At 72.2% G+C, this 14,973-nt stretch carries 13 protein-coding genes and 3 pseudogenes; 3 read left to right on the top strand and 13 right to left on the bottom strand.

Annotation, left to right across the window (positions count from 1 at the left end; translation table 11 throughout):
• Positions 1 to 289: 289 nt before the first annotated feature.
• Positions 290 to 1,597, bottom strand: coding sequence for a glucarate dehydratase family protein (locus H8R17_RS18505; protein WP_316959442.1), 1,308 nt, complete (start codon positions 1,595 to 1,597; stop codon positions 290 to 292).
• A 49-nt stretch (positions 1,598 to 1,646) separates the two neighbouring features.
• Here H8R17_RS18505 and H8R17_RS18500 point away from each other — a divergent pair.
• Positions 1,647 to 2,171, top strand: a pseudogene (locus H8R17_RS18500) (IclR family transcriptional regulator); the annotation flags it as partial.
• 16 nt (positions 2,172 to 2,187) lie between these two features.
• Here the strand turns inward: H8R17_RS18500 and H8R17_RS18495 are convergent.
• The 11 genes and pseudogenes from H8R17_RS18495 to hrcA all read right to left on the bottom strand — a co-directional run.
• Positions 2,188 to 2,490 (bottom strand): annotated as a pseudogene (locus H8R17_RS18495) (hypothetical protein); the annotation flags it as partial.
• Positions 2,382 to 2,747, bottom strand: a pseudogene (locus H8R17_RS18490) (adenosine deaminase); the annotation flags it as partial. The pseudogenes H8R17_RS18495 and H8R17_RS18490, both read right to left, overlap by 109 nt.
• A 45-nt stretch (positions 2,748 to 2,792) precedes the next feature.
• On the bottom strand, positions 2,793 to 3,698 hold the full coding sequence (locus tag H8R17_RS18485) for a ribonuclease Z (protein ID WP_187824312.1): 906 nt from the start codon (positions 3,696 to 3,698) through the stop codon (positions 2,793 to 2,795).
• A gap of 6 nt (positions 3,699 to 3,704) precedes the next feature.
• Positions 3,705 to 4,058 (bottom strand): histidine triad nucleotide-binding protein, encoded by a 354-nt coding sequence (locus H8R17_RS18480; protein ID WP_187824311.1) that lies wholly within the window; start codon positions 4,056 to 4,058, stop codon positions 3,705 to 3,707.
• Positions 4,059 to 4,368: 310 nt separating this feature from the next.
• Positions 4,369 to 7,581 (bottom strand): S41 family peptidase, encoded by a 3,213-nt coding sequence (locus H8R17_RS18475; RefSeq protein ID WP_187824310.1) that lies wholly within the window; start codon positions 7,579 to 7,581, stop codon positions 4,369 to 4,371.
• Positions 7,582 to 7,724: 143 nt separating this feature from the next.
• Positions 7,725 to 8,027, bottom strand: a complete 303-nt coding sequence (locus H8R17_RS18470; protein WP_262505336.1) for a hypothetical protein — start codon at positions 8,025 to 8,027, stop codon at positions 7,725 to 7,727.
• Between the two features lie 90 nt (positions 8,028 to 8,117).
• Complete coding sequence (locus H8R17_RS18465) at positions 8,118 to 8,510, bottom strand: VOC family protein (RefSeq protein WP_187824309.1); 393 nt, start codon at positions 8,508 to 8,510, stop codon at positions 8,118 to 8,120.
• Positions 8,511 to 8,533: 23 nt separating this feature from the next.
• Positions 8,534 to 9,274, bottom strand: coding sequence for a 16S rRNA (uracil(1498)-N(3))-methyltransferase (locus tag H8R17_RS18460; RefSeq protein WP_187824308.1), 741 nt, complete (start codon positions 9,272 to 9,274; stop codon positions 8,534 to 8,536).
• Positions 9,271 to 10,365, bottom strand: a complete 1,095-nt coding sequence (locus H8R17_RS18455; RefSeq protein WP_187824307.1) for a nitronate monooxygenase — start codon at positions 10,363 to 10,365, stop codon at positions 9,271 to 9,273. Before H8R17_RS18455 ends, H8R17_RS18460 begins: the two co-directional genes overlap by 4 nt.
• A gap of 115 nt (positions 10,366 to 10,480) precedes the next feature.
• Positions 10,481 to 11,620: a molecular chaperone DnaJ gene (dnaJ, locus tag H8R17_RS18450; protein WP_187824306.1), complete on the bottom strand. Its 1,140-nt coding sequence runs from the start codon at positions 11,618 to 11,620 to the stop codon at positions 10,481 to 10,483.
• Positions 11,620 to 12,636 (bottom strand): heat-inducible transcriptional repressor HrcA, encoded by a 1,017-nt coding sequence (gene hrcA, locus H8R17_RS18445; RefSeq protein ID WP_187824305.1) that lies wholly within the window; start codon positions 12,634 to 12,636, stop codon positions 11,620 to 11,622. Before hrcA ends, dnaJ begins: the two co-directional genes overlap by 1 nt.
• Before the next feature lie 170 nt (positions 12,637 to 12,806).
• Between hrcA and H8R17_RS18440 the strand changes: the two genes are divergently transcribed.
• Together H8R17_RS18440 and H8R17_RS18435 are read left to right on the top strand one after the other, a co-directional pair.
• Positions 12,807 to 13,538 (top strand): MBL fold metallo-hydrolase, encoded by a 732-nt coding sequence (locus tag H8R17_RS18440; RefSeq protein ID WP_187824304.1) that lies wholly within the window; start codon positions 12,807 to 12,809, stop codon positions 13,536 to 13,538.
• A 31-nt stretch (positions 13,539 to 13,569) separates the two neighbouring features.
• The gene (locus tag H8R17_RS18435) at positions 13,570 to 14,382 is read left to right on the top strand and encodes a DUF3097 domain-containing protein (protein ID WP_187824303.1); all 813 of its coding nucleotides are present in this window, start codon (positions 13,570 to 13,572) and stop codon (positions 14,380 to 14,382) included.
• Here H8R17_RS18435 and H8R17_RS18430 read toward each other — a convergent pair.
• Positions 14,360 to 14,938, bottom strand: coding sequence for a Uma2 family endonuclease (locus H8R17_RS18430; protein ID WP_187824302.1), 579 nt, complete (start codon positions 14,936 to 14,938; stop codon positions 14,360 to 14,362). The two genes, H8R17_RS18435 and H8R17_RS18430, sit on opposite strands and share 23 nt — an antisense overlap.
• Between the last annotated feature and the right edge of the window lie 35 nt (positions 14,939 to 14,973).

Genomic DNA, 14,973 nt, shown 5'->3' with positions numbered 1-14,973 from the left:
GAGACGAGGGTCCCACCGCGGGGGACGACGGCCCCCTCCCGACAGATGACGGTCCCATTCCGGGAGACGACGGTCCCCTCCCGACGGGTGACGGCCCGTTCGCGAGGGGTGACGGTCCATTCGCGAGGGGTGACGGTCCGGCTCCGGACGACGGTCCCTTTCCGACGGACGGGGCGGAGGCGGTGGACGGGCTCACGGTGCGCTCCCCTGACATGGTGCGGACCAGGCCAGTGTGCACCACGCCACTGACAACGGCCCGGACACCGTGTATCCGCCGACCGCCTCGCGCCTACCAGCGCGGCACCGCCGGCGTGACCCAGTCCGGGTCGGCGATGCGCATGGCCGCGGCGTCGTCGCGGTCGTGCAGGGAGCCGTCGTTGTCGCGCCGGCGCTGGTGGAGGAGCGCCAGCTTGTCGTGGTCGAGTTCGACGCCGAGGCCCGGGGCGTCGGACACGGTGACCTTGCCGGCGTCGAAGGTGAGGCGGTGGGTGAGGACGTCCTCCGACTGCCAGGGGTAGTGGGAGTCGCAGGCGTGGTGGAGGCCGGGGACGGTCGCCGCCACGTGGGTCATGGCGGCGAGCGAGATGCCCAGATGGGTGTTGGAGTGCATGGACACCCCTACCCCGAAAGTGCGACAGATCGCGGCGAGTTGCTGCGTGTTGCGCAGCCCGCCCCAGTAGTGGTGGTCGGACAGCACGACCTGGACGGCGTCGCGCGTGAACGCCTCCTTGATCTCGGCGAACGTCGTCACGCACATGTTGGTGGCCAGCGGCACGTCGGTGGCGGCGGCGACCTCGGCCATGGCGTCGGTGCCGAGCGCCGGGTCCTCCAGGTACTCCAGGACGTCCCCGAGTTCCTTCGCCACCTTCAGCGAGGTCTCCACCGACCAGGCGCCGTTGGGGTCGAGGCGCAGCGGGTGCCCGGGGAACGCCTCGGCCAGGGCGCGTACCGCCGCGATCTCCTCGTCGGGCGGGAAGACGCCGCCCTTGAGCTTGAAGGACGTGAAGCCGTACCGCTCCTTGAACTTCCGCGCCTGCTCCACGACCCCGGCCGGGTCGACGGCGGCGCCCCAGTCGTCCTTCTCGGCCGGCACGCCCTCCGGGTGGTCGGCCCACTTGTAGAACAGGTACGCGCTGTACTCCACGGCGTCGCGCACCTTGCCGCCCAGCAGCGCGTGCACGGGCAGCCCGAGCGCCTTGCCGAGGGCGTCGATACAGGCGACCTCGAACGCCGAGACGACGGACAGCCGCAGCTTGTCGGCGGTCTGCACGCCGCGCAGCCCGCCCACGTCGACCTGCCCGGCGACCCGGGAGGCGTCCACGGCGACCTGGTCGGCAACCGTGAACAGGCCGTTGAGATCGCCTACCTGGCGTCCCGTCAGCCGCGCGGCGAAGGGCCGGGCCAGTTCCAGGTACTTGGTGTCGCCGTACGTCTCCCCCACACCCGTGATCCCGCCGGCCGTCACCACCTCCACGATCAGCCGGGGGGTGTACGGCTGGTGCACGCCCTGCGTGTTCAGCAGCGGCGGGTCGGCGACCAGGATCGGCGTGAGCCGTACCTCGGCGATGGTCAGGTCCCGGGTGTCGGCGGCGGTCACAGGGCGGCTCCTACGAGGTCGGGTCCGGCGCGGACAGAGCGTGCCATCTCCTCGCGTGCGGGTGGTGCGGCCGTATCTCGACGAGGCGTCCGAGGCGCTGGGCGAGACGATCCACATGGGGCGGCTGGACGGGCGGGACGTGGCGTATCTGGCGACGCGGGAGTCGCACGAGTACCTGCGGACGATCAGCAGGGTGGGCCGGCGGCTGCCGGCGCACGCGGGGGCACTGGGCAAGGCACTGCTGGCCGAACGGCCCGACGGCGAACTGCCCCGGGGCCCGTACGAGGGGCTCACGCCCAACTCCCACACCACCCAGGAGACCATCCTGGCCGACCTCGCCGAGGTCCGGGCGCGCGGCTACTCGATCGACCGCGAGGAGGGCGTCCTCGGCATCGCCGGCTTCGGCTTCGCCCTGCGGTACGACTCCCCCGCCCAGGACGCCATCAGCTGCTCGGTGCCGGTGGTCCGGCTGACGCCGGAGCACGTGGAGCGGATCGTCGCGGTGATGCGGGAGATCCGGGCGAAGGTGGAGGCGACGGTTCCCTCCGGGGGTGGGGCCGTGCACTGGCGATGAACGCGGCCCGCGCTGCTCACCCCGCCAGCTTCGCCCGCCACGGATGACCGGGGTGCACGCGCTCCAGCCACTCGGCAAGAAGTTCCCGCCGCGCCCGGCCGAGCAGCGGCAGCACCCCGTCGAAGTCGGCCTGGTCCTTGGGCCGTAGCGCCTTCGCTTTGAACAGCAGCACCAACTCCGGCACCAGACAGGGAATCCCGTCCGCCGTCCGCTCGATGATCGCGTCGTACGGCAGCCGCAGACTCTCGTGCCGCCGGCAGATCCACGTCCCGCCCTCGTGCGGCTCGCGGAAGACGTCGAACAGAATATCTCCGCGTGCCGCACGCCCTGCGCAGCGGCCCGGGCGAGGTAGGCGTTCGCGAGGTCGGCGAAGTCCTGCTCGGTGCGCAGGACGGCCATGAGCGCGTAGTAGAGGTCGAGAAAGGACTGAAGGTCCTGGAAGCGGTACGCCTCGCGCAGCTCGTCGGTGTCGGCGTACGGCAGCTCGACGCCGTTGCGGGCGGCCAGCTCGAAGGCCAGCTCGGGTTCCAGGGTGCCTTCGACATGAAGGTGCAGTTCGGCTTTCGGGAGGGGCATCGCAGCATCGTACGGCGGCGGGCCCGGTGAACCGGAACCAGCCCTTCAGCGCCGCTTCGGCAGCGGCACCCGCAGCAGATCGTGCGCCACGGTCAGCTCTCCCTCGAACCCGGCCTGCCGTGCCTGCCGCTCGAACTCCTCCGGCTCGGTGTAGCGCTGGCTGAAGTGGGTCAGGACGAGGTGCCGTACGCCCGCGTCGCGGGCGGCGCGGGCCGCCTGCCCCGCCGTCAGGTGGCCGTGCTCGACGGCCAGGTGCACGTCCTCGTCGAGGAAGGTCGACTCGATGACGAGCAGGTCGCAGCCGTCGGCGAGCGCGTGCACCCCGTCGCACAGCCGGGTGTCCATGACGAACGCGAACCGCTGCCCGCGCCGCACCTCGCTGACGTCCTCCAGGCGGACGCCGCCGAGCGTGCCCTCGCGCTGGATCCGGCCCACGTCCGGGCCCTTGATGCCGTGCGCGGCGAGCCGGTCGGGCAGCATGCGGCGGCCGTCGGGTTCGACGAGGCGGTAGCCGTAGGACTCGACGGGGTGGGAGAGCTTGCGGGCCTGAAGCGTGTACGCGGGCGTCGCCACGAGGACGCCGTCGGTGTCCACCGGGGCCTCGATGAGCTGGACCGTCTCGCGGTAGGCGGTGGCGTAGCGCAGCCGGTTGAAGAAGCGGCGGCCGGAGCGGGGGTAGTGGGCGGTGATGTCGTGCGGGACCTGGTCGAGGTTGATGCGCTGGATCACGCCGGCGAGGCCCAGGGAGTGGTCGCCGTGGAAGTGGGTGACGCAGATCCGGTTCAGGTCGTGCGCGGTGGCCCCGGCGCGCAGCATCTGCCGCTGCGTGCCCTCGCCGGGGTCGAACAGGAGGCCCTCCCCGTCCCACCGCAGCAGGTACCCGTTGTGGTTGCGGTGCCGGGTCGGGACCTGGCTGGCGGTGCCGAGGACCACCAGTTCACGTACGGACAACGCGGCTTACCCCGGGGGCCACTGCATGCCACGGCCGCCGAGGACGTGGGCGTGGACGTGGAAGACGGTCTGGCCGACGCCGGCGCCCGTGTTGAACACCACGCGGTAGCTCTCCAGCTTGTCCTCGTCCGCGACGACCTTGGTCTCGCACAGGACGTCCGCGATGACGGACGGGTCGGCGGCGGCCAGCGTGGCGGCGTTCGGGTAGTGCGCCTTGGGGACGACCAGGACGTGGGTGGGCGCCTGGGGGTTGATGTCCCGGAACGCGATGGTCGTGTCCGTCTCGCGCACGATCGTCGCCGGGACATGCCCCTGCACGATCTTGCAGAACAGACAGTCGTCCTGCGCTTCCCCTGCCATACGTGTGCCTCCTCACGCCGACGCGGATCTCTCACGGGCATCGTATCGACCCGCGCGAGGCGCCGTGCCCGGTGCCGTGGCTGGCCGGGGGTGGGTCCGCTCGCCCTCGCTGACGGGGTGCCTCCCCCCACGCTCGAACGAATCAAGGCACTGGAGGAGGCACGCATTGCCCGCAGCTACGCAGGCGACGGCGCGCAACCGTGCTCGCGAGCCGCGGGCATGCGTGCCGCCTGGGGCGGCACGGGTGGGCGCGGGCGGCACCCCGTAGCGCCGGTCTGCGCACCCAACCCCCGGCCAGCACCAACGCCGGTTACGGCAAAACCGGCGGTGTCTTGGCCGGGGATTCCTCCAGCGCCGCCAGCGCCAGCCTTATCGCCTCGTCCAGTTGGGCGTCGCGGCCCGCCGCGAAGTCCTGGGGGCGCTGGAGCACTTCCACGTCCGGATCGACGCCGTGGTTCTCCACGCCCCACTCGTACCCCTCGAGCCAGAACGCGTACTTCGGTTGCGTGATCAACGTGCCGTCGACCAACCGGTACCGGCTGTCGATCCCGATGACGCCACCCCACGTACGCGTACCGACGACCGGCCCGAGCCCCAGCGCCTTGATCGCGGCGTTCACGATGTCACCGTCCGAGCCGGAGAACTCGTTGGCGACGGCGACGACCGGCCCCCGAGGCGCATCCCGCGGGTAGCTCTCCGGCTGCATGTCACGCGGCAGGTCCCAGCCGACGATCCGCCGCGCCAGCTTCTCGATGACCAGCTGGGAGGTGTGACCGCCGCGGTTCTCGCGGACGTCGACGACCAGGCCCTCGCGCGCCACCTCGACCCGCAGGTCGCGGTGGATCTGTGCCCAGCCCGGCGCCTGCATGTCGGGCACGTGCAGATACCCGAGCCGGCCGCCGGACTTCCCGTGGACGTAGGCCCGCCGGTCCGCGACCCACGCGTGGTACCGCAGCGGCTCCTCGTCGGCCAGCGGCACGACGACCGCGTACCGCACCTCACCCCCGCCGGCCGGCGAGACGGTCAGCTCCACCGGCTTCCCGGCCGTGCCGACCAGCAGCGGCGCGGGCCCGGTCACGGGATCCACGGCCTGCCCGGCGACGGCCACGATCGCGTCGCCGGGCCGCACCGCGACCCCGGGCGCCGCCAGTGGACTGCGCGCGTCCGGGTCGGAGGTCTCCGCGGGCAGGATCCGGTCGACCCGCCAACTGCCGTCCTCATGCCGGGAGATGTCGGCGCCCAGCAGCCCCTGCCGGGCGCCGCCGCCGTGCCCGCCACGCGGAATGACGTACGCGTGCGACGTGCCCAGCTCCCCGTGCACCTCCCACAGCAGGTCGACCAGGTCGTCGTGGGTGGCGACCCGGTCCAGGACGGGCCGGTACCGGTCGAGGACGCCGTCCCAGTCGACGCCGTTCATGTCCGCGCGCCAGAAGTGGTCCTGCATGATCCGGCCGGTCTCGTCGTACATCTGCCGCCACTCGGCCGCCGGGTCGCAGAACTGCCGTACGCGGGACAGGTCGACGGTGATGTTGGTGTCGCTGTCGTCGTCGTTCGAGGCGCGCCGGTCGCTCGGTACGACCTTCAGGCGGTCGCCCGCCCACAGCAGGATCCGCTTGCCGTCGCCGCTGACCTCGAAGTGGTCGGCGTCGGCGGCGAGGTGCTCGATGCGCTGCTGGGCGAGGTCGTACCGCTCCAGCTCGGTGTCCGGGTCGGGGTCGTCCGGCGTGGCCCGGGACGCGCCGAGCACGCCGGTCACCGGGTGCCGCAGCCACAGCACACCGTCCTTGGCGGCCCGCAGGTTGGAGTAGCGGGCGGCCTCGACCGGGAACGGCACGATCCGGTCGGCGAGGCCTTCGAGGTCGATGCGGGTGGTGGGGGTGCCCTCGCTGTCGGGGGTCTCGTCCTTGTCGGGCGTCTCGAAGGGACGGCCGTGCCGCTGCGGCCCGAACGGCGACGGCGTCGTCGCGGCGAGCGTGATCAGGTGCGGGCGGGCGCCCTCGACGAAGGCCAGGTCGAAGACGTGCTCGTCGTAGACCGGATCGAAGGAGCGGGTGGACAGGAACGCGAGGTGCTTTCCGTCGAGGGTGAACGCGGGTGCGTAGTCGTGGAACCGCAGCGGGGTCGCCTCGGTGACCGACAGGTCGGTGGTGTTGGCGAGCTTCAGCTGGGCCAGCGGACGCGGGCCGGGGTGGGACCAGGCCAGCCAGGCCGAGTCGGGCGAGAAGGCCAGCCCGGACACGTCGCCGTGCTCGCTGCGGTCGATCTCGCGCACCTCGCCGGTCTCGCGCTCGACCAGCAGCAGGCGCCCGTCGTGCGAGGCGACGGCGGCCCGGCTGCCGTCGGGTGCCATGGCCAGTTCCAGGACGCGGCCGAGCTGCCCGGCGGCGAGCCGGCGCGGGGTCGCGCCGGGCGTGAGTCCGGTGGCGGGCGCGAACTCCAGGGCGTCGTCGCCCTCGGCGTCCGTCACCCACACCACCCACTCCTCGCCCTCGGCCCGGAAGGTACGCGGCAGCCGGGTCCGTACGCCGGGCTGCGCGGCCAGCGCGCGGGCGGGGCCGGAGCGGTGGGTGACCCAGTGCACCGCGCCGCGTACGGCGACGGCGCTGCCGCGCGCGGTGTGGTCCGGGGCGGCCGAGCCGAAGCAGCGGGCGGCGTTCAGCGGGTACGGCTGGAGGTCGACGCGCGGCCCGCCGAGCCGCACGTCCAGCCGCCGGGGTTCGGCGCCGTCCAGGTCGTCCAGCAGCCACAGTTCGCCGGCGCTGGCGTACACGACGCGGCTGCCGTCGGTCGCCGCGTGCCGGGCGTAGAAGCCGTCGACGGGTGTGTGCCGGCGCAGGTCGGAGCCGTCGGGCAGGGAGGAGTACAGCGCGCCGACGCCCTCGTGGTCGGAGAGGAAGGCGACCCGCTCCCCCACCCACAGCGGGAACTCGATGTTGCCGTCCAGCTCCTCGTGCAGCCGTACGAACTCGCCGGCTCCCTCTTCCCCGAGGGGGGCACGGTCGATCCACAACTTGCCGACCCCACCGCCCCGGTACCGCTTCCACCAGGCGGCCTCGCGGCCCATCGGCGCGGACAGCAGCACCGTGCTCGGCCCGAACGCGACGTCGCCGACCCAGCCGTAGGGCAGGGTGGTGGCCGGTCCGCCGTCGAGGGGGATCGCGTGGGCCCAGGAGCGGCGCAGGTTGGCCTGGCCGCGGGTGCTGACGGCGAGGACCTGTCCGTCAGGGGTCCAGCCGCGCACCTGGGTCCGTGAACTTCCCCAGTACGTCAGGCGCTTGGCTGGGCCGCCGTCGGCGGGGGCGATGTGCACCTCTGGAGCGCCGTCGCGGGTGGAGGTCCAGGCGACGGTGGTGCCGTCGGGCGAGATGCGCGGCAGGGTCACCGGCACGTTGTCGGCGCTGAGCCGCCAGGCCCGTCCGCCGTCCAGCGGGGCGAGCCACACGTCGTCCTCGGCGGTGAAGGCGACCAACTCGCCGTGCAGGTGCGGAAACCGGAGATAGGCAGGCGATGCGGACTGTGTCACCCGATCACCCTATGCAGCAACGGCTCCCCCGGACAGCGGTTTGGATCAGTTCCCGCGCACGTCACACTGCCCGGTCCCGGTTCACTTGCCCTCGGCGGGCCGGCACCTGAGGTCCTCCGGGCACCAGATGGTCGTCGTGACGGTCACGGTGACGGTGGCGCCGGGCTCCCCGCCGGGCTCCCCGGGATCACCGGCGGGACGGTGGCGACGGTGTCCTCGCTCGCGGACGGCGGCGCCGTGCCGCGATCCCCGTAGGAGGCGGAGCAGCTGAGCCACTGCACGCCCGCCTTCTGCCGGTCGAGTTCCTTCGTCACGGTCTCGTCGGTGGTGTACGCCACGGTCGCCGAGCTGAGCCCGCCGGGTTCGCAGGCCACGGCCCCGCCCACGGCGACCGCCACGATCCCCGCGGCCAGAACCCCCCGCCGACTCCTCCTCAGTGCCCCCATGGACGGCAGCCTGCCACCGCCGTGCGGACCGCGGTAGGGCGCATACGGCCACACCGCGCTCCCCGCCGCCGGCCCGGTGCCGGCGCGCTGTCAGCCCCTCAGGAGCAGCCACTCCTGGAGCTCCACCAGGTTGCCCTCCGGGTCCTTGAGGTGGGCGACGCGCATCCGGTCGGTCATGGGCGCCGGGCCGTGCACAAGGGTGGCTCCGCAGCCGGTGATCTGGGCGCAGTAGGTGTCCAGGTCGTCGACGCGCAGCACGACCAGCGAGCGGTGGCCGGTGGCGGTCTCGCCCAGTTCGCCCAGGACCTCGGCCATCATCGCCCGGTCCTGCAGGGCGATGCCCGCGGAGCCGGTGGCGGGGCTGAACTTCTCGTACGGCCCGTCCGCCGCGCCCCACTGCGGCTTGAGGCCGAGGACGTCGGCGTAGAAGCGGTAGCAGGCGGCGAAGTCGGTGACCAGGAGGCGTACTTGGGCGAGTTCCACGGCTGTCTTCTCCAGCGTGTCGGTCAGGACCAGCGGCCGGTGCGGCCCAGCAGCAGGGCCGCGGCGGCCGTTCCGGCGGTCGAGGTGCGCAGAACGGTGGGGCCGAGGCGGTATGGTCGCGCGCCGGCCGCCTCGAAGAGTGACAGCTCCTCGGGGGCGATGCCGCCCTCAGGGCCGACGACCAGGACGATCTCGCCGCGCTCCGGGAGTTCGGCCGCGGCCAGCGGCGCGTCACCGGTCTCGTGGAGTACGGCGGCGAAGTCGGCCTCGGCCAGAAGTGAGGCAACCCGCTTGGTCGTCGCGATGTCCGTGACCTCCGGGAAGCGGACCCGGCGGGACTGCTTGCCGGCCTCGCGGGCCGTCGCCCGCCATTTGCCGAGCGCCTTCAGGCCGCGCTCGCCCTTCCACTGCGTGATGCAGCGGGCGGCGGCCCACGGCACGATCGCGTCGACGCCGACCTCGGTCATGGTCTCGACGGCCAGTTCACCCCGGTCGCCCTTGGGCAGGGCCTGTACAACGGTGATGCGGGGCTGGGCCGTAGGTTCCTCGTGGACAGTCTCCAGGTCCATGACGACGAGACGGTCCTTGCCCTCGGCCGCCTTCACCACACCCTGCGCCCAGCGTCCGCGGCCGTCCGTCAGCACCACGCCCTCGCCGGGCCGCAGCCGCTTCACGGACACGGCGTGCCGCCCCTCGGGGCCGTCCAGGACGTACTGCCCGCCGGGAAACTCCAGCGCGTCGACCACGAACACCGGTGCCGTCATCGCAGGTTGCTACCCGTCGGCCCCGTCGGCCCCGCAGGCAACGCTGCCCGGGCCGCCGCGAGTTCGCCCGCCAGCAGCTCCACCAGCTGCCCGGCGGGCAGTTCGCGGGCCATGCGGTGGCCCTGCCCGGCCCACAGCGCCATGCCCTGCGCGTCCCCGGCCTTGGCGGCGGCCTTGCGCAGCGGCGAGGTGAGGTGGTGGATCTCCGGGTAGGCGGCGGGGGCGTACGGGCCGTGCTCGCGCATGAAGCGGTTGACCAGGCCCCGGGCCGGACGGCCGGAGAACGCGCGGGTCAACTCGGTACGGACGAACAGGGGATTGGTGAGGCTCTGCTTGTGCACGGCGTTCGCGCCCGACTCGTGGGTGGCGAGGAACGCCGTACCGAGCTGGGCCGCGCTCGCGCCCGCGGCGAGCAGCGCGGCGATCTGGCTGCCGCGCATGACACCGCCGGCGGCCACGATCGGGATACCGACGGCCTCCCTGACCTGCGCGACCAGCGACAGTACGCCGATGCCGGAGCCGTCGGTCTCCGGGATGTCCCGGTGGGTGCCCTGATGGCCGCCGGCCTCGACGCCCTGCACGATCACCGCGTCGGCGCCGGCCCGCTCGACGGCGCGGGCCTCGTCGGCGGTGGTCGCGGTGACGAGGGTGAAGGTGCCGACACGGCGGAGGGAGTCGATGACCTCGCGGCTCGGCACGCCGAAGTGGAACGACACCACCGGCACCGGGTTGTCGAGCAGCACGGCGAGCTTGGCGTCCCAGCCGTCGTCGCGTCCGCTGTCGGGATCGCCGAGCTCGGTCTCGTACCAGGCGGCCTCGCCGGCCAGCTGGTGGGCGTAGACGTCGACGCCGGCGGGGTCGGCATACTCCGGCTGCGGCATGAAGAGGTTCACGCCGAAGGGGCGGCCGGTGAGGCTCCGCAGCTGCTTGATCTCCTGGTACATCCCGTCGGCGGTTTTGTACCCGGCGGCGAGGAAGCCGAGCCCGCCCGCCTCGCACACGGCGGCGGCGAGCTGCGGCACGGAGACGCCGCCCGCCATCGGGGCCTGCACGATCGGGTGTGGGAAGAGATCGGTCAGTGCGGAGGACATGACGGCATGTTGTCACGTCCTCCGCACAAGTCCGAATCCGGCCTTCCTCATAAGCCAAAGGCATACGGACCTCAGCGGCCCCTGCGACCGGCCTCAGCGCCCGCTGTCACCGGTCTCAGCGCCCGTTGAAGGCGTCCTTCAGCCGCGAGAACAGCCCCTGCTGCCCCGGCTGGAACTGCCCCTGTGGCCGTTCCTCACCCCTCAGCTTGGCCAGCTCGCGCAGCAGCCGCTCCTGCTCGGGGTCGAGCTTGGTCGGGGTCTGGACCTCGACGTGGACCATGAGGTCGCCCCGGCCGCCGCCGCGCAGGTGTGTGACGCCGCGACCGTGCAGCGGGATTGACTGGCCGGACTGGGTACCCGGGCGGATGTCGACCTCCTCCAGGCCGTCCAGCGTCTCCAGCGGCACCTTCGTGCCGAGGCACGCCGCGGTCATCGGGATCGTCACCGTGCAGTGCAGGTCGTCGCCGCGCCGCTGGAAGGTCGGGTGCGGCAGCTCGTGGATCTCGACGTACAGGTCACCGGCGGGACCGCCGCCGGGCCCGACCTCGCCCTCACCGGCGAGCTGGATGCGCGTGCCGTTGTCGACACCGGCCGGGATCTTCACGGTGAGCGTACGGCGGGACCGCACGCGCCCGTCGCCCGCGCACTCGGGGCACGGGTTCGGGACGACCGTGCCGAAGCCCTGGCACTGCGGGCAGGGGCGCGAGGTCATGACCTGGCCCAGGAAGGACCGGGTGACCTGCGACACCTCACCGCGGCCGCGGCACATGTCACACGTCTGCGCGGACGTGCCGGGCGCCGCGCCCTCGCCGTTGCAGGTGTTGCAGACGACGGCCGTGTCGACCTGGAGGTCCTTCGTCGTGCCGAACGCGGCCTCGTCGAGTTCGACCTCGATCCGGATCATCGCGTCCTGGCCCCGGCGGGTGCGCGAGCGCGGCCCGCGCTGCGACGCCGTGCCGAAGAACGCGTCCATGATGTCGGAGAAGTTCCCGAAGCCGCCGGCTCCGAAGCCGCCCGGACCGCCACCGGCGCCCTGCTGCGAGAGCGGGTCGCCGCCGAGGTCGTAGACCTGCTTCTTCTGCGGGTCCGACAGCACCTCGTAGGCGGCGTTGATCTCCTTGAACCGCTCCTGGGTCTTCGGATCGGGGTTGACGTCCGGATGCAGCTCGCGCGCGAGCCGCCGGAAGGCCTTCTTGATCTCTTCCTGCGACGCGTCGCGGCGCACGCCGAGTACGGCGTAGTAGTCCGTGGCCACTACGACTCCGCCAGGATCTGTCCGACGTACCGTGCCACTGCGCGTACCGCTCCCATCGTTCCCGGGTAGTCCATGCGGGTCGGTCCGACCACGCCGAGCTTGGCAACCGCCTCGCCGCCCGAACCGTAGCCGACCGACACGACGGACGTGGAGTTGAGTCCTTCGTGGGCGTTCTCGTGACCGATACGTACGGTCACGCCCGGATCCTGCGCCTCGCCGAGCAGCTTGAGGAGCACGACCTGCTCCTCCAGCGCCTCCAGCACCGGCCGGATCGTGAGGGGGAAGTCGTGCCCGAAGCGGGTCAGATTGGCGGTGCCGCCGATCATCAACCGCTCCTCGTTGTCCTCGACGAGCGTCTCCAGCAGTGTGGAGAGCACTGTCGCGACCGTACCGCGGTCCTCCGGGTCGAAGGCCTCCGGCAGGTCCTCCACCAGGCTCGGCACGTCCGTGAAACGACGGCCCGCGACCCGGCTGTTGAGCCGCGCGCGCAGATCGGCGAGGGAGGTCTCGCCGAACGGCGCCGGGCAGTCGACCATACGCTGCTCGACCCGCCCGGTGTCCGTGATCAGCACGAGCATCACGCGCGCGGGAGCCAGCGACAGCAGCTCCACGTGCCGGACGGTCGAGCGGGTCAGCGACGGGTACTGCACGACGGCGACCTGCCGCGTGAGCTGCGCGAGCAGCCGCACGGTGCGGGCCACCACGTCGTCGAGGTCGACGGCGCCCTCGAGGAAGTTCTGGATCGCGCGCCGCTCGGGCGGGCTCATCGGCTTCACGCCGGCGAGCTTGTCGACGAACAGCCGGTACCCCTTGTCGGTGGGGATGCGGCCGGCGCTGGTGTGCGGTTGCGCGATGTACCCCTCGTCCTCCAGGGCCGCCATGTCGTTGCGGACGGTGGCCGGGGAGACCCCGAGGCTGTGCCGCTCGGTGAGGGCCTTGGAACCGACGGGCTCCTCGGTGCCGACGTAGTCCTGGACGATGGCGCGCAGCACCTGAAGCCGGCGTTCACTCAGCATCGCGCACACCTCCAGAAGTCGTCCGCCTGGTGATTTGTCTGTCATGGCCTGGCACTCTGCGCGTGCGAGTGCCAGCCTTCCCCGGCCCAGTGTACGGCGGTGGGGTACGCCGCGGGCAAGGCCGGTCGCGCGGTGGTGCTGGACGCGGGCCTTGTAGCTAGCGTCGCTGTATGACGGTGACTTGGGAAGAGCTCGGGTGGGAGCGGGTGGCCGCCGGAGTGGGGCGGTGCCGGCTTCCGGTGTGGGACTGCACGGCGGGGCTCGTCGTCGGGACGGGCGCGGCCCTGCTGATCGACGCGGGGTCGAGCCTGGCGGAGGGCGCGCGGTTGCGCGCGGCGGCGCAGGAGCTCACCGGTCACCGTGTGACACATCTCGCTCTCACCCACCCGCACTTCGACCATGTCTTCGGCGCGGCGGCGTTCGCGGGCGCGGAGGTGTTCGGGGCGGTGGGGGTGGACGGAGTGTTCACGCGCGCGCGTGACCGCGAGGAGCTGCGCGCGGACGCGGTGCGCTACGGCCTGGACGCGAAGGCGGCGGAGGAGGCGGCCGGCGCGCTGGTGTCCGTGCCGCACCTCGTGTCGGGCGAGTGGACCCTGGACCTGGGCGCCGGCCGCCAGGTCCTGCTGGCCAACGTGGGCCCAGGGCATACGGCGCATGATCTGGCTGTCCTGGTGCCCGGCGACCCGGAGGTCGTCTTCTGCGGCGACCTGGTCGAGGAGTCCGGCGAACCCCAGGCGGGCCCCGACGCCGTACCGTCGCACTGGCCGGCCGCCCTGGACCGGCTCCTGTCCCTGGGCGGCGAGGACGCGCGGTACGTGCCCGGTCACGGAGCGGTGGTGGACGCGGCGTTCGTACGGGCGCAGCGCGACGAGCTGGCGGCGCGTTTCGGCGTGTCGCCGTGACGGTCGCGGGGCTTTGCTTATCGTCATCCGAATGCGCCAGTACTCGCCCGATCTCACCCCGCCGTGGAAGAAGCCCAAGCCGGTCCCGGAGGTCCCCGCGGAGCCGGGCCTGGTGGTCGAGGAGGCCGGTACCGGCTTCTGCGGCGCGGTGATCCGCTGCGAGGCGGGCACGGTGACCCTGGAGGACCGCTTCGGCAAGCACCGGGTGTTTCCCCTGGAGCCGCGCGGGTTCCTGCTGGAGGGCCGCGTGGTGACGCTGGTACGGCCCTCGGCCGGTCCCGTACGTCCCACCCGTACGGCCTCCGGCTCGGTCGCCGTCCCCGGCGCACGCGCGCGCGTGGCCCGCGCCGGCCGCATCTACGTCGAGGGCCGCCACGACGCCGAACTGGTCGAGAAGGTCTGGGGCGACGACCTGCGCATCGAGGGCGTGGTCGTGGAGTACCTGGAGGGCGTGGACGACCTGCCGGCGATCGTGGCCGAATTCGCGCCGGGTCCGGACGCGCGGCTGGGGGTCCTGGTGGATCACCTGATCCCCGGCACGAAGGAGTGGCGCATCGCGGAGTCGGTGACCAGCGAGCACGCGCTGGTGGTGGGCCACCCGTACGTGGACGTCTGGGAGGCGGTGAAGCCGTCGTCCCTGGGCATCGAGGCGTGGCCGAGGGTGCCGCGCGGGCAGGACTGGAAGACGGGGGTGTGCCGGGCGCTGGGGTGGCCGGAAAACACCGGCGAGGTGTGGCAGCGGCGGATTCTGGGGCGGGTGCGGTCTTACAAGGACTTGGAGCCGGCGTTGCTGGGGAGGGTGGAGGAGTTGATCGACTTCGTTACGGATAGCGGTGGGGCTTGACGCCGGGGAACGTTCCGAACTCGCTGGTGTCCAGCTCAACGCCCAGCACGTCCAGCGGTAGCGGCTCGCCGAACTTGGCGATGTGCTGCGCACGGTAGTCGGCGTCCTCGCCCTTCCCCTCTGGCTTCGTCAACAGGACGCACTGCGCCATGATCGGATCGACGATGAGATAGGCAGGCACGTTGCCTGCGGCGTAGATCGAACGCTTGACGCCGTAGTCCCGTGCGACGCTGGTCTTGGAGACGACCTCGACGACCATCGTGATCAATTGGCACGGCAGCAAACGCCCCGAACCGGGAAGGACGTCACGTGCCACGACCACGAGGTCCGGAACCGGCTCGCTTGCCTCATCAACGAGGTCGACATCCTGGGTCTGGAGGGGATACCAGCGATCCAGCGGGATCTGCCGCTCCGTGAGCAGCACGATCAGGTTCTGCACCAGATCAGGGCTGGCCATCATCACGATTTCCCCCCGCAGAAGCTCCACTTTGAGTCCGTCGGGCGGCTCAAAACCCTCGAAGAACTCTGCGACTCCACGTTCGTCCACAGCGGTCATCTCCGTGGCCTCCACATTCGCCGCGTACTGTTAGC

It is taken from the genome of Streptomyces sp. TRM68367, from assembly GCF_014495685.1.
Classification (GTDB): Bacteria; Actinomycetota; Actinomycetes; order Streptomycetales; family Streptomycetaceae; genus Streptomyces.
This window is presented reverse-complemented; position numbering and strand designations above follow the sequence as displayed.